At 56.3% G+C, this 18,633-nt stretch carries 17 protein-coding genes and 1 other RNA gene; 14 read left to right on the forward strand and 4 right to left on the reverse strand.

What is annotated here, in order from left to right:
• Nucleotides 1-10: 10 nt before the first annotated feature.
• Both gap and tkt read right to left on the reverse strand, forming a co-directional pair.
• Complete coding sequence (gap, locus tag P8T57_RS16540; protein ID WP_007092441.1) at nt 11-1,018, reverse strand: type I glyceraldehyde-3-phosphate dehydrogenase; 1,008 nt, start codon at nt 1,016-1,018, stop codon at nt 11-13.
• 112 nt (nt 1,019-1,130) lie between these two features.
• Nucleotides 1,131-3,113: a transketolase gene (gene tkt, locus P8T57_RS16545; RefSeq protein WP_341363719.1), complete on the reverse strand. Its 1,983-nt coding sequence runs from the start codon at nt 3,111-3,113 to the stop codon at nt 1,131-1,133.
• A gap of 478 nt (nt 3,114-3,591) precedes the next feature.
• Here tkt and P8T57_RS16550 point away from each other — a divergent pair, with 478 nt between their 5' ends.
• The 4 genes from P8T57_RS16550 (at nt 3,592) to P8T57_RS16565 (ending at nt 5,351) form a co-directional block, all read left to right on the forward strand.
• The gene (locus P8T57_RS16550) at nt 3,592-3,858 is read left to right on the forward strand and encodes a DUF4164 family protein (RefSeq protein ID WP_007092439.1); all 267 of its coding nucleotides are present in this window, start codon (nt 3,592-3,594) and stop codon (nt 3,856-3,858) included.
• Nucleotides 3,859-3,863: 5 nt separating this feature from the next.
• Nucleotides 3,864-4,205 (forward strand): cell division protein ZapA, encoded by a 342-nt coding sequence (locus P8T57_RS16555; RefSeq protein WP_007092438.1) that lies wholly within the window; start codon nt 3,864-3,866, stop codon nt 4,203-4,205.
• Nucleotides 4,206-4,264: 59 nt separating this feature from the next.
• Nucleotides 4,265-4,425: non-coding RNA, 6S RNA (gene ssrS, locus P8T57_RS16560), on the forward strand.
• Between the two features lie 110 nt (nt 4,426-4,535).
• Entirely contained in the window at nt 4,536-5,351 is an 816-nt protein-coding gene (locus P8T57_RS16565; protein ID WP_085645608.1) for a TIGR00282 family metallophosphoesterase, read from the forward strand.
• A 168-nt stretch (nt 5,352-5,519) separates the two neighbouring features.
• On the opposite strand, the gene P8T57_RS16570 is transcribed toward P8T57_RS16565, so the two are convergent.
• Both P8T57_RS16570 and P8T57_RS16575 read right to left on the reverse strand, forming a co-directional pair.
• The gene (locus tag P8T57_RS16570) at nt 5,520-7,739 is read right to left on the reverse strand and encodes a methyl-accepting chemotaxis protein (RefSeq protein ID WP_341363720.1); all 2,220 of its coding nucleotides are present in this window, start codon (nt 7,737-7,739) and stop codon (nt 5,520-5,522) included.
• 354 nt (nt 7,740-8,093) lie between these two features.
• Nucleotides 8,094-10,265 carry a methyl-accepting chemotaxis protein gene (locus P8T57_RS16575; protein WP_341363721.1) on the reverse strand — a complete coding sequence of 724 codons (2,172 nt, stop codon included), beginning with the start codon at nt 10,263-10,265 and terminating at the stop codon, nt 8,094-8,096.
• A gap of 493 nt (nt 10,266-10,758) precedes the next feature.
• Between P8T57_RS16575 and P8T57_RS16580 the strand changes: the two genes are divergently transcribed.
• The 10 genes from P8T57_RS16580 (at nt 10,759) to pal (ending at nt 18,541) form a co-directional block, all read left to right on the forward strand.
• Complete coding sequence (locus P8T57_RS16580) at nt 10,759-11,505, forward strand: YebC/PmpR family DNA-binding transcriptional regulator (RefSeq protein ID WP_007092141.1); 747 nt, start codon at nt 10,759-10,761, stop codon at nt 11,503-11,505.
• 79 nt (nt 11,506-11,584) lie between these two features.
• Entirely contained in the window at nt 11,585-12,103 is a 519-nt protein-coding gene (gene ruvC, locus P8T57_RS16585; RefSeq protein WP_341363722.1) for a crossover junction endodeoxyribonuclease RuvC, read from the forward strand.
• Entirely contained in the window at nt 12,100-12,798 is a 699-nt protein-coding gene (gene ruvA / locus P8T57_RS16590; protein ID WP_341363723.1) for a Holliday junction branch migration protein RuvA, read from the forward strand. The genes ruvC and ruvA overlap by 4 nt, the downstream gene beginning before the upstream one ends.
• Nucleotides 12,795-13,871, forward strand: a complete 1,077-nt coding sequence (ruvB, locus tag P8T57_RS16595) for a Holliday junction branch migration DNA helicase RuvB (RefSeq protein WP_341363724.1) — start codon at nt 12,795-12,797, stop codon at nt 13,869-13,871. Before ruvA ends, ruvB begins: the two co-directional genes overlap by 4 nt.
• Nucleotides 13,868-14,329 (forward strand): YbgC/FadM family acyl-CoA thioesterase, encoded by a 462-nt coding sequence (locus P8T57_RS16600; protein ID WP_037987930.1) that lies wholly within the window; start codon nt 13,868-13,870, stop codon nt 14,327-14,329. Before ruvB ends, P8T57_RS16600 begins: the two co-directional genes overlap by 4 nt.
• A gap of 7 nt (nt 14,330-14,336) precedes the next feature.
• Nucleotides 14,337-15,068 (forward strand): protein TolQ, encoded by a 732-nt coding sequence (gene tolQ, locus P8T57_RS16605; protein WP_007092136.1) that lies wholly within the window; start codon nt 14,337-14,339, stop codon nt 15,066-15,068.
• Between the two features lies 1 nt (nt 15,069).
• Nucleotides 15,070-15,525: a protein TolR gene (tolR, locus tag P8T57_RS16610; RefSeq protein ID WP_007092135.1), complete on the forward strand. Its 456-nt coding sequence runs from the start codon at nt 15,070-15,072 to the stop codon at nt 15,523-15,525.
• Nucleotides 15,526-15,531: 6 nt separating this feature from the next.
• Nucleotides 15,532-16,494 carry an energy transducer TonB gene (locus P8T57_RS16615; protein ID WP_341363725.1) on the forward strand — a complete coding sequence of 321 codons (963 nt, stop codon included), beginning with the start codon at nt 15,532-15,534 and terminating at the stop codon, nt 16,492-16,494.
• 49 nt (nt 16,495-16,543) lie between these two features.
• Entirely contained in the window at nt 16,544-17,914 is a 1,371-nt protein-coding gene (gene tolB / locus P8T57_RS16620; RefSeq protein ID WP_007092133.1) for a Tol-Pal system beta propeller repeat protein TolB, read from the forward strand.
• A gap of 129 nt (nt 17,915-18,043) precedes the next feature.
• Nucleotides 18,044-18,541, forward strand: coding sequence for a peptidoglycan-associated lipoprotein Pal (gene pal / locus P8T57_RS16625; protein ID WP_007092132.1), 498 nt, complete (start codon nt 18,044-18,046; stop codon nt 18,539-18,541).
• The last annotated feature ends 92 nt before the right edge of the window (nt 18,542-18,633 follow it).

An 18,633-nucleotide genomic window follows, 5' to 3' on the forward strand; every position in this document is an offset into this window, starting at 1 on the left:
CAAGTTCCGATTAAAGGAACTTTGCCATAGCAACGGCGGTATCAGACATACGGTTCGAGAAGCCCCATTCGTTGTCGTACCAGGACAGGATACGGACGAAGTTGCCGCCGATAACCTGGGTCTGGGTGACGTCAAAGGTCGAGCTGTTCGGATTGTGGTTGAAGTCAATCGAGACCAGCGGAGCTTCGCAAACGCCAAGAACGCCTTTGAGCGGGCCGTTTGCGGCGTCCTTGATCGCGGCATTGATTTCATCAGCCGTGGTGTCGCGACCGGCAACGAAGGTCAGGTCAACCATCGAAACGTTCGGGGTCGGGACACGGATGGCGGTGCCGTCAAGCTTGCCTTTGAGTTCCGGCAGAACCAGACCGACGGCCTTGGCCGCACCGGTCGAGGTCGGGATCATCGAAAGCGATGCGGCACGGGCGCGGCGCAGATCCTTGTGCAGGCTGTCGACGGTGTTCTGGTCGCCGGTGAAGGCGTGAACGGTGGTCATGAAGCCCTTGGTGATGCCAACGGTCTTGTTCAGAACGTCTGCAACCGGTGCCAGGCAGTTGGTGGTGCAGGACGCGTTCGAAACGATGATGTCGGATGCGGTCAGGCTGTCGCTGTTGACACCGTAAACGACGGTTTTGATGTCGCCCTTTGCCGGGGCGGAAATCAGAACGCGTTTGGCACCGGCGGTCAGGTGTTTGCCTGCACCCGCTTCGTCAAGGAAGATGCCGGTGCATTCGAATGCGATATCGACATTCAGTGCGCCCCACGGCAGGTTCGCCGGATCGCGTTCCGAGCAGACCTTGATCGCCTTGCCGTCGATGACAAGGTCGTTGCCTTCGGCTTTGACGTCATTGGCCAGAACGCCATGAACGGAATCGTATTTCAGAAGATGTGCGTTGGTGGCGACGTCACCCAGGTCGTTGATGGCCACGACTTCAACATCGGTACGGCCGCTTTCAACGATGGCACGCAGAACCAGACGGCCAATACGACCAAAACCATTAATCGCTACGCGAATAGCCATTCATCCCTCCAAAATTATGATGATTGGTACCTGGGGAGTATCAATCACGGCTTGGGGTTTAACCCCATAGAAAAAAGGCCGGATCGGCATATTACCGATCCGGCCCCTTGAATTAAACGAGTTCTTTGGCCGCCTTGACCAGCGCCTCGGCGGTGATGCCGAAATGCTCGTAAAGGACTTCGGCCGGTGCCGAGGCACCAAAGCCGTGCATGCCAATGACTTTGCCGTTGTCGCCAACGTATTTTTCCCAGCCGAAGACCGACAGGGCTTCGATGGCGATACGCGGTTTGTCGCCAAGGACTTCCTTGCGGTATTCCGGTGACTGTGCGTCGAACAGTTCCCAGCTTGGCAGGGAGACGACGGCAGCATTGATGCCATCGGCTTTGAGTTTGGCCTGTGCGTTTACGGCAATTTCGACTTCGGAGCCAGTTGCGATCAGGGTGACCTGACGATCACCGTCGCAATCGGAAATCACGTAACCGCCGCGCGCGACAAGGTTGTCTTCGCGGTATTCGGTGCGCAGGGTCGGCAGGTTCTGACGGGTCAGCGCCATGACGGTCGGGCCGGTTTCGTTGGTGATCGCCATTGCCCATGCTTCGGCGGTTTCAACCGCATCGGCCGGACGGATGACCGTCACGTTCGGCATTGCGCGCAGCGATGCGACATGTTCGACCGGCTGATGGGTCGGGCCGTCTTCGCCAAGACCGATGGAATCATGGGTCATGACATAGACAACACGCTGGTTCATCAGGGCCGACAGACGGATTGCCGGGCGGCAATAGTCGGTGAAGACCAGGAAGGTGCCGCCATACGGCAGAACGCCGCCATGCAGTGCGAGACCATTCATGGCCGCAGCCATACCGTGTTCACGGATACCGTAATAGATATAGCCGCCATGATAGCCGCCATCAGCGGTGATCGGGGCCTGAACGCCGGTTTTGGTGTTGTTAGAGCCGGTCAGGTCGGCAGAACCGCCGATCATTTCCGGGATTGCCTTGGTCAGAACTTCAAGAACGTTCTGGGACGATTTGCGGGTTGCGACTTTCGGCAGTTCAGCGGTGATCTGCTTTTTGTAGTCGTTGAACGCATCAATCCAGTTTTCCGGTAGTTTGCCTTCGACGCGACGTTCGAATTCGTCTTTGAGGGAGGCTTCGAGATTTTCGAAACGCGCACCCCATGCATCGAAGTCGGCCTTACCGCGTGCACCGGCATTGCGCCATGCGTCGAGAATGTCGGCGGGAATGTCAAACGGTTCAGACGTCCAGCCGAGTTTTTCACGCGCACCGGCAAGTTCGGTCGCGCCAAGCGGGGATCCGTGCGTTGCCGATGTGCCACCCTTGGTCGGGGCGCCAAAACCGATAACGGTTTTGCAGGCGATCATCGAGGGGGTATTGGTGGTTTTTGCCTTGGCAATCGCGGCTTCGATGGCGACCGGGTCGTGGCCGTCAATCTGCTGCACGTCCCAGCCAGCGGCTTCAAAACGTTTTTTGTGATCTTCGGACGTCGACAGCGAGGTCGGGCCATCGATTGAAATGCCGTTATCGTCAAACAGGACGATCAGTTTCGACAGTTTCATGTGACCGGCCATCGAAATGGCTTCCTGCGAGATGCCTTCCATGAGGCAACCGTCGCCGGCAATCACATAGGTGAAGTGATCGACAACATCATTGCCAAAGCGCGCATTCATGATGCGTTCGCCAAGCGCGAAACCAACCGAGGTTGCAATGCCCTGACCCAGCGGGCCGGTGGTGGTTTCGATACCGGCGCCATGGCCGTATTCCGGGTGACCGGCAGTACGCGAACCCATCTGACGGAAATTCTTGATCTGATCCAGATCGAAATCTTCGTAACCCGTAAGGTGCAGAAGCGAATAAAGCAGCATCGAACCGTGACCAGCGGACAGGATGAAACGGTCGCGATCGGGCCAGTTCGGGTGCTTCGGATCAAATTTCAGGAATTTGGTATAAAGAACAGTCGCGACGTCTGCCATGCCCATCGGCATGCCGGGATGTCCGGAATTGGCTTTTTCGACGGCGTCGGCCGAAAGAAAGCGGATGGCATTGGCCATGCGGTTGTGTTCTGTTTGCGTCGTCATTGGATGCGGTTCCTGGGGGTTTCGCGGTCGGGCGATGAAAACACTTTTAATACATGTATTCCATGTTAACGGAATTCGCGCGGAACATGCCCGTACGGGGGGCATCCGTCAACCGCTTCTGTCGAAAAACTGCGCCAATTGTCCTAATTGTGGTTAACGAAAATGACAAACATGCCGGGTTGCCAAGGTGCATGTTGACGCGTCCTGATCCTGCCCCCTATGTTGCCGTTTGGCCCGGCGTTCCCTGTATCCTTTCGGTTCGGTGAACGGGGCGGGTAACGTTGCGCATGTCATGACGGGCTTTTCCATACGGTTTCCGGGCATTATTCCGTGGGGCAGATATTTGATGCCACGGGTTTGTTTGGCAACAAATCAGCCTTTTTCATGACAAAGTCGGTTGGCAGGGTGGCCAATCTTGCGATTGGGTACGGGTTTTGCCTGTGCCGACCGGGTAGTTTAACAAAGCTGGATATTGAATATGTCGCGTTTGCTAGAAGCGAGTATCCGACTTAAAGCGGCCATCGACAGTCTTGATGCTGCCGTGGAGTCGCGTATGGCCAAGGATATCGGAAATCAATCCGATGCTGCCGGTGAAGTCGAAACCCTGAAAAGCCAGCTGGCAGCCGTGCGTCAGGATTATGACAAGCTCGCAACAGCAACCCAGACCGTCTCGGCCCGTCTTGACGGTGCCGTGGGGCAGTTGCGTCTGGTCCTTGATGATGATCGCGAACAAAGGCAGGCATAAATTCCATGGCACAGGTTTCAGTACGAATTAACGGGCGCAGCTATGATGTTGCCTGCGACGATGGTCAGGAAGAACGCCTGATGAGCCTTGCGCAATATGTCGATGAGCGGGTTCGCGAGATTGCCGGAGCGGTTGGCCAGATTGGCGAACAGCGCCTTTTGGTGATGACCAGTCTTCTGATTGCCGACGAGCTGGGCGACATGCATGAAAAATTGCGCAAGGGTCAGACAAGTGTCGAACCGGAACCCGGCAGCGTAAGTGCGGCCGAAGGTGACGCGATTGCGGAAAACATGGAAAGCATGGCTGTTCGCATCGAAGCTATTGCGCAAAAGCTTTCGCAGGACTAAGTTCCGGACGCTGACTGTTTTCGATGCGCCGTTCGCGGTGATCGGGTGCAGCGGCAAATCGGGGGCTGCCCTGTTCGTCAGGTTCGCTAATTCCCGGGGCCGATGCTCATTTCTCTAGGGAGCTGTCCCTGTCGAGGCCGTGGTCTCGTTATACGGCGCCCACCTGCACACGCAGGTCACGAGGAATTACCACATGGCCAACGGCAGCGGTGGCTCCCACTTAATTCATATCCCCACCTCATTTATGTTGTGCATCAAACGGTGCGTCTGACAGGGGCATCGGTTACAGTCATGTCCGAATTTCGGGCGTGCGACGAAACAGGAAATACAATGCGTTTACTCCATCTCGGCGACGTTCTTGGCCAATCCGGCCGTACTGCAGCACTTGAAGCATTACCGATGCTGCGGGACCGTCTTTCGGTCGATATCGCGGTGGTGAACGTGGAAAATTCGGCGCACGGTTTTGGTGTGACGGCGAAAATCTGCAAGGAATTCTATGATGCCGGTGCGGATGTCCTGACGACGGGCAATCATGTCTGGGACCAGCGCGAAATCATTGCCTATATCGATGAAGATGAAAAACTGCTGCGCCCGTGGAACTTCCCCGACGGCACGCCGGGCAAGGGCGATTATGTTTTCAAAACCCGTTCGGGCAAAAAAGTTTGTGTTGTTAACATGATGGGGCGGCTGTTCATGGACCCGCTGTCCTGCCCGTTCCAAGGCGCAAACAAACTTTTTGCCAAGCATAAGCTGGGCAAGAATGTCGATGCGATCATCATCGATTTCCATGCCGAAACCACGTCGGAAAAGATGGCGTTTGGACATCATTGCGATGGGCGGGCATCGCTTGTTCTGGGGACCCACACCCATGTGCCGACGGCGGATGCCCAGATATTGCCGGGTGGAACGGCCTATCAGACCGATGTCGGCATGTGCGGGGATTTTGATTCCGTGATCGGGATGAAAAAGGAAAATTCGGTCCGTAAATTCATCACCAAAATGCCGACCGGCCGGTTTGAACCGGCAGACGGACCGGCAACGGTGTGTGGTGTTTATGTCGAAACCGACGATGCCACCGGCCTTGCCAAACGGATCGAACCGGTTCGCATTGGCGGACGGCTTAAGGGTAGCTGGCCCAGCGCGTAACAGCCGAATATTTTCAATGATTTAAATCCCCGCCGGTACCGGCGGGGCTTTGTTTTGGGCTGTTTATGTTCCGTGGTCGTTCGACGATCGGGCAGCGGCGGGAGTATCGGGGCAAAAACAAAAGACCCGCCAGATGGCGGGCCTTTGCGCAATGAGATGTTTGGCAGATCAGGCAGCACGGTCGCGGGCCTGCTGGCGAAGATCTTCGAGGATGCCGTTGATGCGGGCACGCAGGGCTTCGACCTTGTGCGAGGCATCCTGTGCGGTGGTCAGAACTTCGCCCGACAGTTGGCCGGTTTTGCCGGTTTCACTTGCCACATCATTGATCGAGGCGGAAACGGTGCGGGTGCGATCAGCCGCACTGCGGACGTTACGCGTGATCTCGTCGGTTGCCGCCCCCTGTTCTTCGACCGCGGCCGAAATGGTGGTGGCAATCTCGTTGATGTTTTCGATGATGCGACCGATATCCTCGATGGCGGTAACGGATTCCCCGGTCGCCTTCTGGATGCCGGAAATCTGGCCGGCGATTTCTTCGGTCGCCTTTTCGGTCTGGTTGGCGAGGTTTTTGACCTCGGCCGCGACAACCGCAAAGCCCTTGCCCGCATCGCCGGCACGGGCCGCTTCGATGGTGGCGTTAAGGGCCAGAAGGTTGGTCTGTTCGGCGATGTCGGTGATCAGTGCGATGACCTCGCCGATGCGGTTTGCCGATTGCGACAGGCTGACCACCAGTTGGTTGGTTTCCTGCGCGCGGTCCGCGGCATTGCTGGAAATGCGGGTCGATTCCGCCATCTGACGGTTGATTTCCGCATTCGAGGCCGAAAGCTGTTCTGTGGCGGCGGCAACGGTTTCAACGTTGCCGGTGGCTTCCTGAGCCGAGGATGCGACATCTTCGGTCTGGCCGGAAACCAGTTCGGCACTCTGGCTCATTTGACCCGACACGCCCTGAAGCTGTTCGGCGAGGGCAGCAATTTCACCGACCGCACTTTCGACTTCGTTTTGCAGGGTATCGGCAAGACCAAGCAGCTCGTCACGAAGGGCTTCGTTGCGTTCACGGTTCAGGCGTTCTTCTTCGGCCTGAAGTTCACGTACCTTGACGGCGTTGTCTTTGAAGACTTCGACGGCACGACCCATGGCGGTGATTTCGTCATTGCCCTTGACTGGGACTTCAATATCAAGGTTGCCATCAGCCAATGTGACCATGGTGGTCTGAAGACCGGCCAGACGACGCAGAAGGTTGCCACGGACATAGACCACATAAATGATCAACGAGATCACGATGGCTGCACCTGCAACAGCATACATGATCTGCGAGCTTTGCGTGTTCAGGGTCTGGGCCGATCCGGCAGCCGCGTCGACATCCGATTGCAGGCTTTCGACCAGTGCCTTGACGCTGCTTTCCATGTCGGCGGCGTACTGGGTGCTTTGATCGACGATCTGCTGCTGGGCGGCGGCGGTTTCAAGATACTTGATCCGCAAGTCAGGAAGACTGCCATCGCCAATAGAGAGTTCAAGCATGTCATTGACGATGTTGGTGTAGAACTTTTTGAGTTTTTCGTTCTCAAGCCCTTCGATCAGCTTCTGCAGCGAGTTAAAGTTGCCTCGGACCTGCACGCTGATGACCGAAAGCCGGGTCGGGTCGTCAAGCGAGCTTGATGTCAGGATCGTATTGACGATATCAGCACCCATCCGGCTGAGTTCGAGAACCGGGCTGCGTGAGGCAACGGCATCGTTCAGGTCATAAAGAAGTTTGGTCGTGCGGACCTGATCTTCGTAGGGCAGGGGATCTCCTGATTTGCGCAGATCTTCGACGGAGGCATTGATCCCGGCAATGGTTGTCTGGGTGAAAGACAGGAGCGGGGTGATCATGCTGCTGTAACGCCCGCTTAGCTGCTGAAACTTGTTGAGTTTCTCGGCGATCTCGTCTGCGATGGCAAACCGGTTCAAGGTCATTGAATGCAGATTTTCCAGGGCGTCGCGCAGATTGGCACTGTTGGTATCAATACCATCGAGAATTTCTGGCTGAAGATTTGTTTCGCGCAATTGCCCGACATTGTCATCAAGCCCGGCCAGCAGCGTATCAAGTTCAGCTTTGACGATCTGTTCTTCGTCGGGGGTTTTCGATGCGATAATCCGCGGCGCGATGGCCACGATCTTTGCGCTGTCGGTCGCCAGCTGTTGTGCCGCAAACATCGGCGGCAGCTTTGAATGCGTGATGCTGGCAAGTTCTGTGCCGAATTTGCCAAATGATATCACGGCAACGGTGGCCGCGACGACGGCCATCAGACCGACAAGTGCAAATGCTGCTGCCAGTTTTCCCTGAACGCCGAAGCCCTTTGCGGTCTTCCTGACCAGCTTCTGGCGATTGTCAGATTTGATAGTCTTTCCCATTACTCACTTAACCCCGATTGCGCATAACCAGCGCACCGGCTTCTGTCATACCGGTAACGCGCGTCTGTTTGATTTTCCTGGATGGAACCTTCCTGTGGTTTCCGCATTCGGGGATATCCGCGATATCGGTTAGGAACGATAAGGATGCGGATAATTGAAGGCGGAAGCTGTTATTCTTATTATGTTGGGAAATTCTATAGCACAGGCATCTGTGTGGAATAACCTAAATGTTCTGCTAATTTGCCAGCCTTGTCCATCTGGATAAGTCTTTTTGTACAAAAGCTTGTGGTTGATATGCCAAATAAAAAAGGCCCGCCATATGGCGGGCCTTTGCACAAGAAGCAGTCCTGTTGATCAGGAGGCGCGATCACGTGCCTGCTGACGGAGGTCTTCGAGGATGCCGTTGATCCGTGAGCGCAGATTTTCGACCTTTTCGGATGCGGTCTGTGCGGTTGCCAGAACCTGACCGGAAAGTTCGCCGGTTTTGCCGGTTTCACTTGCCACATCATTGATCGAGGACGAAACGGTGCGGGTGCGATCAGCCGCACTGCGGACGTTACGCGTGATCTCGTCGGTTGCCGCCCCCTGTTCTTCGACTGCAGCCGAGATGGTGGTGGCAATCTCGTTGATGTTTTCGATGATACGACCGATATCCTCAATGGCGGTAACGGATTCCCCGGTCGCCTTCTGGATGCCGGAAATCTGGCCGGCAATTTCCTCGGTTGCCTTTTCGGTCTGGTTGGCGAGGTTTTTGACCTCGGCCGCGACAACCGCAAAGCCCTTGCCCGCATCGCCGGCACGGGCCGCTTCGATGGTGGCGTTAAGGGCCAGAAGGTTGGTCTGTTCGGCGATGTCGGTGATCAGCGCGATCACCTCGCCGATGCGGTTTGCCGATTGCGACAGGCTGACCACCAACTGGTTGGTTTCCTGCGCGCGGTCTGCGGCATTGTTGGAAATGCGGGTCGATTCCGCCATCTGACGGTTGATTTCCGCGTTTGAGGCCGAAAGCTGTTCGGTGGCGGCAGCAACGGTTTCGACGTTGCCGGTGGCTTCCTGGGCCGAAGATGCGACATCTTCGGTCTGGCCGGAAACCAGTTCGGCACTCTGGCTCATCTGGCCCGACACACCCTGAAGCTGTTCGGCGAGGGCGGCGATTTCACCGACCGCACTTTCGACTTCGTTTTGCAGGGTATCGGCAAGGCCAAGCAGCTCGTCACGAAGGGCTTCGTTGCGTTCACGGTTCAGGCGTTCTTCTTCGGCCTGAAGTTCGCGCACCTTAAGGGCGTTGTCCTTAAACACCTCGACCGCGCGGCCCATGGCGGTGATTTCGTCATTGCCCTTGACCGGGACATCAATGTCGAGATTGCCATCGGCCAGTTGGACCATGGTGGTCTGAAGGCCAGCAAGACGACGCAGAAGGTTGCCACGGACATAGACCACATAAATGATCAGCGAGATCAGGATGGCGGCGATGGCGACAACGGCCAGTGCCGTCAGGCTTTGTTTCTCGACGACTTTTGCCTGTGTGGCGGCGTCATTGACTTCGGAGTTCAGGGCGGCGACCAGTTCGGAAACGCTGCTGCGCATCGCGTTGGCGTATTCACCGCTCTGGATGACCAGACGCTGGCTTTCCTCGGCGGCGGCAAGTTCGCGTTTGCGAAGCTCCGGCAGGCTGTCATCCCCGACCGAGAGCTTCTGCATCTTGTCGATCAGTTCGACATAGAAGTTCTTCAGGCGCTCGTTCCCGATGGAATCAAGGGCGGCCAGCGCATCGGAATATGTACCGCGAATACGCACCGGAATGATCGACAGACGCACGGCCTGTGTTTCGGTGGTTGACGCGATGATCATGTTGGCAGCAGACGAACCAAGACGTTCGATTTCCAGAACCGGTGAACGTGCGCTGATGGCCTCGTTCATCTTGATGAAGTTTTCAATGACTTCTTCGGTGCTGGCCGTGTATTTGGCGGACGGATCGTCTTTTAATGACTGCGCATAGGCGTTGCCCTGCGCGATGTCATTCTGGGTGTAGGACAGAACCGGTTTCAGCGTATCGCCATAGCGTTTTGCAAGGTCCTGGAACTCGCTTAGTTTTTCGGCCTTTTCGGTCGAAATGGCAAAACGTTCCTGGGTGACGGTGTGCAACTGACCAAGGGTGTCCTGCAACTGAATGCGGTTGTCATTGATCGTGGCAATGACTTCGGGCATGAAGCCGGTTGATTCGATTTCGTTGATCTTGTTGACCAGTTCCAGCAGGCGGAAATCAAGTTCTTCCTTGATCGCCAGTTCTTCATCTGTGGAATTGGATGCGACGATGCGCGGCGCAATCGCGACGATTTCCGCGCTTTCGGTCGCCAGTTGCTGTGCCGCAGCGATCGGCGGCAGTTTTTCTTCTGTAATGGTGGTCAGAGCTTCGCCGAACTTGTTGAAAGACACGGCACCCACAACGGCAGAAACCACCGCCATCAATCCGACCAATGCAAACGATATCAGAAGTTTGCTTTGGACCCCGAACTTAATTCCCATTCTGTCCTACCTTCTTGTGCTGTTTTCCCCGAGCGGCTTCTGTGTCCGTCCGGGTTTCTTGGATCAGGCAACGGGTGTTTTGTTCTTTTCGTCGCCCAGTTTGTAACCCCCGAAGAGTTATACTTTAGAGTTATTTTTTCTTATTAAGGGATATTATTGAAATATTATTCACAGAACTGCAAGGCGTAAGCAGTTCTGCGACAAAAAATCACGGTTAAATCCATAAGTTGTATAAATCAGAGGTGATGCGCTTGCGGTTTCGGTGCGCGCCGGTTGATGAATGCGGGCAGATGACGGATAGCTGGACCTTGAAGCGCAAACAGGATATAGGAGCGGTCGAAATTTCTGCCTGTCAGTTTGTCCGGTCCGGTTCGGTCCGCCGGACTGGCGCGCAATCATCGCGAGACCGGTCTGCCCGGGAAGATCCCGCAGTTACCGGCCGGTGCCCGATTTGCACTGATCGACAACACGAAAAGAATACAGGTTTCAGGTTATGGCCGGCCATTCCCAATTTAAGAACATCATGCACCGCAAAGGCGCGCAGGATAAAAAGCGCGCCAAAATCTTCACCAAACTCGCCCGTGAAATCACGGTTTCGGCGAAAATCAGTGATGATATCAACAGCAACCCGCGTCTGCGTGCAGCGATTGCCGCCGCGCGTGTTCAGAACATGCCCAAAGACAACATTGATCGCGCGATTAAAAAGGCGACCGGTGCAGGCGAGGGCGACAATTATGAAGAGGTCCGTTACGAGGGCTACGGGACGGCCGGTGTTGCCGTGATCGTCGAGGCGCTTACGGATAACCGCAACCGTACCGCATCCGAAGTGCGTGCCGCATTCGCCAAAAGCGGTGGCAACCTTGGTGAAACCGGTTCGGTCGGCTTCATGTTCAACCGTCTTGGCGAAATCGTTTATCCGGCGGACAAGGCCGGTGCGGATGAAATGTTTGAGGCCGCCCTTGAAGCGGGGGCTGCAAACGTGGAATCGGATGATGAGAGCCACGTCATCGAAACCGAGATCGAAGAGCTTAACAATGTGCGTGAAGCGCTGACGGAGAAGTTCGGGGATCCGGAAAGTGCGAAGCTTGTCTTCCGCGCGGTGACCGAGGCCGACATCAGCATCGATCAGGCACAGAGCATCATGAAGCTTGTTGATGCGCTTGAAGATAACGATGATGTCCAGAATGTCTGGACCAACGTTAACTGGACCGACGAGATCGCTGCTGCGCTTGATAACTGATTACGCTTGCTTACGCCCGTCATTCCCTTTTGAATGACGGGCGTATTTTATTTTGCTTATGATAATAAGGTGAGGCGACGTGGTCAGGGTTCTAGGTATCGATCCCGGTCTTCAACGCACGGGCTGGGGGGTGATCGACCTTACAGACAACCGGATGCGTCATGTTGCCAATGGTGTCGTGACCTCGACACAGTCGCTATCGCTGGCGGAACGGCTTGATCAGCTTCATCGCGGGCTTATGGACGTGATTGCGGCCTGGACGCCCGATGAGGCTGCGGTCGAGGAAACCTTCGTTAACAAAAACCCTGTTTCGACGCTTAAACTGGGGCAGGCGCGCGGTGTTGCACTGCTTGCGCCGGCACGTTGTGGCATTCCGGTAACGGAATATACACCCAATGCCGTCAAAAAGACGGTGGTGGGTGCGGGTCATGCGGCCAAGCAGCAGGTTGAAATGATGGTATCCACCCTGCTGCCGGGATGTCAGATCCATGGCGCAGATGCGGCCGATGCACTGGCGGTTGCGATTTGTCATGCACAACATGCCGGAACCCGCGCGCTTGCGGGGATAACAGCCGGACCGGGGAGAAAATACAGGTGATCGCAAAACTTCGCGGAATTGTCGATTTCATTGGCGAGGACAGTGTCATCATCGATGTGAACGGGGTCGGATACCTTGTTTTTGCATCGCGCAGAACATTGACCATGCTGCCGCCAAAAGGCGGCGAGGCTGGTTTGATGATCGAAACCCATGTCCGCGAAGATCACATTCATCTTTATGGTTTTGCCGATAACGCCGAAAAGCAGTGGTTCGCCCTTTTGACGACGGTTCAAGGGGTGGGGGCCAAGGTTGCGCTGGCCCTTTTGTCGGTTTTAAGTCCGACCGATCTTTTGCGTGCGATTGCCGCGCAGGATACCACCGCCCTTTGCCGGGCGCCGGGGATTGGCCCGAAGGTGGCGACCCGTGTTGTGGGTGAACTGAAAGACAAGGCCGCGCGCCTTAACCTTGGCCCGGTTGCGGCCCCGTCGGCACCTGTGGCACCGCCCGCCGCAACTTCGTCAAAAAAATCTGCCAAATCTGCCAAACCGGTCGGTGATGTGAGCATCGACACAGCCGATGCCGCGCCGGTTGTCGATGATGGCGCGGTTCTGGCCGATGCGGTTTCGGCACTGGTTAATCTGGGCTATGGCCGGTCCGAGGCATTTGGCGCGGTTGGCAAGGCGGCCCAGCAGGCCGGTGAGGACAAGACACTTGATACCCTGATCCGTCTGGGATTGAAGGAGCTTAGCGCGTGAGCGAGGAAGAAGACCGTTTGCTTAGCGGGGAACGCCGCGAAGAGGATTATCAGGACGGCTCTTTGCGCCCGCGTCGGCTGGACGATTTTACCGGCCAGAGAGAAGTGCGCGAAAATCTTGATGTGTTCATTCAGGCCGCGCGTGGCCGCGAAGAGGCCATGGATCATGTGCTGTTTTTCGGGCCTCCGGGCTTGGGGAAAACGACACTGTCGCAGATTGTTGCCAGCGAGCTTGGCGTCGGTTTCCGGGCGACGTCCGGCCCGGTGATTGCCAAGGCCGGTGATCTTGCCGCCCTTCTGACCAATCTTCAGCCGCGCGACGTTCTGTTTATTGATGAAATCCATCGCCTGAACCCGGCGGTCGAGGAAATCCTGTATCCGGCGATGGAAGATTTCCAGCTTGATCTGATCATCGGCGAGGGACCGGCTGCACGTTCGGTGCGGATTGATCTGCCGCCCTTTACGCTTGTCGGGGCAACGACACGGTCGGGGCTTCTGACGACGCCGCTTCGTGACCGGTTTGGTATTCCGTTGCGGTTGCGATTCTATGAGCCTGAGGAGCTGGTCGAGATCGTGGCGCGCGGTGCGCGGTTGCTGAGTTTCGATATGACACGTGAAGGGGCGATGGAAATTGCCCGCCGGTCACGGGGAACACCACGTATTGCCGGGCGATTGTTGCGCCGGGTGCGTGATTTTGCGGTGGTTGCCGGAAAATCGCCGGTCGATAAATTCATCGCCGATGCGGCGCTAACAAGGCTTGAGGTCGATAACCTTGGCCTTGATAGCCAGGACCGCCGTTATCTGAACTGTATTGCCGGGAATTACGGCGGCGGGCCGGTTGGTGTCGATACGCTGGCTGCCGCCCTGTCGGAAGAACGTGACACGATTGAAGACGTGATCGAACCGTATCTGTTGCAGCAGGGATTGATACAGCGCACCCCGCGGGGCCGGATGCTGGGTATCAAGGGATACAAGCATCTGGGGCTGGTGCCGCCGCGCGAAGGCAATGGTGTGCCGTTGGCGGACCTGTTTGACCAGCGCACGACCAAGGCCGCAGACGGGACAGAGGAATGACGGATAAGCGCGAAAACAGCCTGCTCGGTCATATCGAGGGCAAGCGACATATTTTCCCGTTAATGGTGTTTTACGAGGATACCGATGCAGGTGGAATTGTATATCACGCCAACTATCTCGCCTTTGCCGAGCGGGCACGTTCAGCGATGCTTAACCTGTTGGGCGTTAGCAATAGTAGCCTTGCAGAGCGCCACAAAGTTGCCATAGCCGTTCGACACTGTACGCTCGATTTTCGCCGGGCGGCCCGGTTGGAAGACAGGCTGATTGTGGATACTCGCCTGATCAAACTGGGGGGCGCGTCGCTGGGATTCGAACAGAAGATCATGCGGGACGACGAGGTGCTCGTGGTTATCGAGATATATCTCGCCTGCGTGTCGCTGCAAGAGTTACGGGCGCAACGGATGCCCGATGAATTGAGAACGGCTTACGCAACCTATCTGGATGTGAACGAGGACTGAAGAGAATATGGAAAATCAGGTGGTCGACGCGGTAACGCTGGGGCAGTCGGTCATGGCCCATGACATGTCCATGTGGGGTCTGTTCATGCAGGCCGGCATTGTCGTCAAAACGGTGATGATCGGGCTGATGCTGGCATCGGTTTGGGTCTGGGCAATTGTCATTGAAAAGCTGATCCGGTTGCGCAAATTGCGCGCCCAGGCAAACACGTTTGAAGAAGCCTTCTGGTCGGGCGGGTCGCTTGAAGACCTGTATGACCGAATTGCTGATCAGCCGCGCGATCCGATGTCGGCGATTTTCGTTTCGGCAATGCGCGAATGGCGTCGTTCGAACGCGCGCGGGGTCAAGGGCGAAACAATGCGCGCCCGCCTTCAGCAGCGCCTGGAACGGTCGATGGAAATCACGCTGGGCCGTGAAATGGATCGGGTTGAACGTTATATGACCTTCCTTGCGTCTGTTGGCTCGACCGCACCGTTTGTCGGCCTGTTCGGGACGGTCTGGGGGATCATGGTTTCCTTCCAGGCGATTGCGGCCTCGAAAAACACGTCGCTTGCGGTTGTCGCACCGGGGATTGCCGAGGCACTGCTTGCAACGGCGATGGGCCTTGTCGCTGCAATTCCGGCGGTGGTGGCCTATAACAAGATTTCCAGTGACCTGAACCGTTATGGCAACCGCCTTGAAGCGTTTGTTGACGAGTTCACGTCGATCCTGTCACGCCAGCTTGACGACGCGAGAGACTGATATGGGCGCTCAACTCGCATCCGGATCCGGCGGAGGACGCCGCCGCGGTCGCCGCAGCAACCGCCGCCGCGCCATGAGCGACATCAACGTCACCCCGATGGTTGACGTGATGCTTGTTCTGCTGGTGATTTTCATGGTGGCGGCACCTTTGATGACGGTCGGTGTCGAAGTGGACCTGCCGGAAACATCGGCCGCCCCGATGACCGGTCAGGACGAACCGCTTGTCGTATCGGTCACGGGGGATGGCACCCTTTATATCATGGACAGTGAAGTCGCCCAGGACACGCTGGTCGAAAAGCTTTCGGCCATTACCGAGAATAAACGCGATACCCGTATTTTCGTGCGCGGTGACCGGGCAATTGATTATGGCCGTGTGATGGAAGTCATGGGCCTGATCAACGAGGCCGGGTTTAGCAAAGTTGCGCTGATCGCGGAGCTGCCCGCAAAGGGCAAGTAAACCGACATGTTTCGCAGTGTTCTGATTTCTCTGGCAGCCCACCTGGTGATCTTTCTGATTGCCTGGTTAGGCTTGCCGGAACTGTTCGAGGAAACGCCGCTGGAACTGCAATCGATTTCGGTCGAGGTGGTGACAGTCGATGAATTCTCGGCTGCTCCGACCAAGGCGCTGCCAAAGCCGAAAGCCGAAGAAAAGCCGAAACCGAAACCGGTTGCAAAGCCAGAGCCAAAGCCGGTTCCGAAGCCGGAGCCCAAACCGACCCCGAAACCGGAACCCAAGCCTGCGCCAAAGCCAGAGCCCAAGCCGGAACCGAAGCCTGAGCCGAAACCGGAGCCGAAGGTCGAGCCCAAACCACAGCCGAAACCGGAACCCAAACCCGTTCCGAAACCGGAAGTGAAGAAGGAACCGACCCCGCCCCCGACCCCGGAAAAGCCGAAACCAAAGCCGGTTGAGGCCAAAAAGCCGGAGCCAAAGCCGGAACCGAAGCCCGAGCCGAAGAAGCAGCCCGACCCGGAGCCGAAGCGGACACTTGCCGATATTCTGAAGGATGTACGCAAAACCGAACCGAGCGCACAGCCGACACCACAGGATACACCGGAAGATACGCCCGAAGACAATGCAAGCGAGGTGGTTGCGACCCGTCTGGACGCGCGTTTGACTATGAGCGAGCTTGACGCCGTCAAAAGACAGATCGAACGCTGCTGGAGCCCACCGGCCGGAGCCAAGGAAGCCGGGAACTTTGCGGTCGAAATACATGTCAGTGCCAATCCGGACGGCACCGTCCGGCAGGCACGAATTAGCAACTCTGGCGAGATTGGTGGTGATCCTTCACGCCGTACGATTGCAGAAAGTGCTCTTCGAGCTGTGCTAAATCCGCAATGCAGTCCTCTAAAACTGCCGCTGGATAAATACGAAATGTGGCGCACATTCACGTTCAATTTTGACATGCGTGAAATGCTGGGCCTGTAATGAATAAAATCATAAGTCCCTCAAAACGCGTGGAAAATAGCGAGGCAGGATGACCATCAAGACCAACGCATCAAAACGAGATTGGGTTACACGCAGTCTGGCCGGACTGTGTGCCCTTGCCGTTGTCGCTGGCCTGGCCGTTGTACCCTCGGCACCGGCGCATGCCGAACTCCGTATCGACATCACCCGGGGTGAAGTCAAACCGATGCCGATTGCCGTTACCCGTTTCCCGGGTGAAGGTGTTTCGGAAACCGAAGTCGGTCAGAACATCACGTCGGTGATCAGTGCCGATCTGGCGCGATCGGGTCTGTTTGCGCCAATTGACGAAAAAGCCTTTATCCAGAGTGCCAGTTCGCTGGCGGTCAATCCGAACTTTGCCGAGTGGCGCGCGATAAATGCGCAGGCACTCGTCAATGGCCGGGTTGTCACCGAACCGAACGGGCTTCTGCGTGTCGAATTCCGCCTTTGGGATGTTCTGGCTGAAAACCAGATGGCAGGGGTGGCCTATCGCACCCAGCCGAACAACTGGCGGCGTATCGCACACAAGATTGCCGACGAGATCTATAAACGCATTACCGGGGAATCGGGTTATTTCGATACCCGTATCGTTTATGTCTCCGAATCGGGCCCGGGCGATAAACGCGTCAAGCGGCTGGCCATCATGGATCAGGACGGTGCGAACCACCGTTTCCTGTCGGACGGCAAGTTTCTTGTTCTGAACCCGCGTTTTTCTCCGACGGCCCAGGAAGTGGTTTATATGTCGTATTTCAACGATAAACCACGTGTCTATGTTCTGGATATCGATACCGGCGAGCTTGAATTGCTTGGCGATTTCCCGGGCATGACCTTTGCCCCGCGTTTTGCCCCAGACGGCAATTCCGTGGTGATGTCCCAGGCTTTGGACGGCAATAGTGAAATCTACCAGCTGGATCTGCGTACGCGCGAAAAACGCCAGTTGACGCGGCATCCTGCAGTTGATACATCGCCGTCATATTCTCCTGATGGTTCGCGAATTACGTTCAACTCGGACCGTAGCGGATCACAGCAACTTTACGTGATGAATGCGGATGGAAGCGGTGTCCAGCGCATCAGTTTCGGTGGTGGTCTTTATGCCACACCGGTCTGGTCGCCACGCGGTGACCTGATCGCATTCACCAAGTCACAAGGAGGTCGGTTCTATATCGGTGTCATGCGTCCAGATGGCAGTGGAGAGCGGCTTTTGGCCGAGGGCTTCCTTGTCGAAGGCCCGACATGGGCACCGAACGGAAGAGTGTTGATGTATCACCGCCAGCACCCGTCCAGGGACGGGACCAAGGATCGCTATCGTCTGTATTCGATCGATTTGACCGGTTTTAACGAACGTGAGATCGTGACACCGGCGGATGGATCGGATCCGGCATGGTCACCCTTGATTCCCTGATATCTCAAGAGTATAGTCATCGCGAAGCACTGAATGCGATTCGCATTAATCGCGGGCATTTTCGGTGTCGCGAGACATGGAAAACACCACAATCGGGCGAATGCGTCCGGTGTTAAGGGGAAAACTTAAATGAAACTTCGGATTCTGAGTGTTTTTGCTGCTGCCGCACTTCTGGCTGCCTGTGAAACCGCACCTGACAGCTCGGCAACTTCTGCTGGCGAAGGTGTTTCGACCACCAATCAGCCGTCTTCCACTTCGAGCACGCTTTCTGAAAGCAGCCCGGAATGGTTCGCGGTTAATGTTGGCGATCGCGTATTCTTTGGCTTCGACAAATATGACCTGTCGGGCGAAGCACGCCGTACGCTGGAACTTCAGTCTGCCTGGCTGAAAAAATACCCGCAGTACAAAGTGGTTGTCGAAGGCCATGCCGACGAACGCGGTACCCGTGAATACAACCTTGCACTGGGTGAGCGTCGCGCGAACTCCGTGAAAGATTACCTCGTTGCGCTTGGCATCGATCCGTCACGTGTCGAAACCATTTCTTATGGTAAAGAACGTCCGGTCGCGCTTGGCCACGACGAAGAAAGCTGGGCTAAAAACCGCCGCTCTGTTTCGGTTATCCGTTAAGCGCGTGCAGGTGAAAGCCTGAATTTCAAGGCGCCTGTTCCGAAAGGGACAGGCGCCTTATTTTTGCCGCCTCAAAGTGTTGCAACATAGGG

The sequence above is a fragment of the Thalassospira sp. SN3W genome, from assembly GCF_038070535.1.
GTDB lineage: Bacteria > Pseudomonadota > Alphaproteobacteria > Rhodospirillales > Thalassospiraceae > Thalassospira > Thalassospira xiamenensis.

Coding starts and splice junctions, on each gene's coding strand:
- P8T57_RS16565 (WP_085645608.1), top strand. CDS start 4,536: ATGCGTTTACTCCATCTCGGCGACGTTCTTGGCCAATCCGGCCGTACT.
- P8T57_RS16570 (WP_341363720.1), bottom strand. CDS start 7,739: ATGGGAAAGACTATCAAATCTGACAATCGCCAGAAGCTGGTCAGGAAG.
- tkt (WP_341363719.1), bottom strand. CDS start 3,113: ATGACGACGCAAACAGAACACAACCGCATGGCCAATGCCATCCGCTTT.
- tolQ (WP_007092136.1), top strand. CDS start 14,337: ATGGAAAATCAGGTGGTCGACGCGGTAACGCTGGGGCAGTCGGTCATG.
- P8T57_RS16555 (WP_007092438.1), top strand. CDS start 3,864: ATGGCACAGGTTTCAGTACGAATTAACGGGCGCAGCTATGATGTTGCC.
- tolR (WP_007092135.1), top strand. CDS start 15,070: ATGGGCGCTCAACTCGCATCCGGATCCGGCGGAGGACGCCGCCGCGGT.
- P8T57_RS16615 (WP_341363725.1), top strand. CDS start 15,532: ATGTTTCGCAGTGTTCTGATTTCTCTGGCAGCCCACCTGGTGATCTTT.
- pal (WP_007092132.1), top strand. CDS start 18,044: ATGAAACTTCGGATTCTGAGTGTTTTTGCTGCTGCCGCACTTCTGGCT.
- tolB (WP_007092133.1), top strand. CDS start 16,544: ATGACCATCAAGACCAACGCATCAAAACGAGATTGGGTTACACGCAGT.
- P8T57_RS16550 (WP_007092439.1), top strand. CDS start 3,592: ATGTCGCGTTTGCTAGAAGCGAGTATCCGACTTAAAGCGGCCATCGAC.
- P8T57_RS16575 (WP_341363721.1), bottom strand. CDS start 10,265: ATGGGAATTAAGTTCGGGGTCCAAAGCAAACTTCTGATATCGTTTGCA.
- gap (WP_007092441.1), bottom strand. CDS start 1,018: ATGGCTATTCGCGTAGCGATTAATGGTTTTGGTCGTATTGGCCGTCTG.
- P8T57_RS16580 (WP_007092141.1), top strand. CDS start 10,759: ATGGCCGGCCATTCCCAATTTAAGAACATCATGCACCGCAAAGGCGCG.
- P8T57_RS16600 (WP_037987930.1), top strand. CDS start 13,868: ATGACGGATAAGCGCGAAAACAGCCTGCTCGGTCATATCGAGGGCAAG.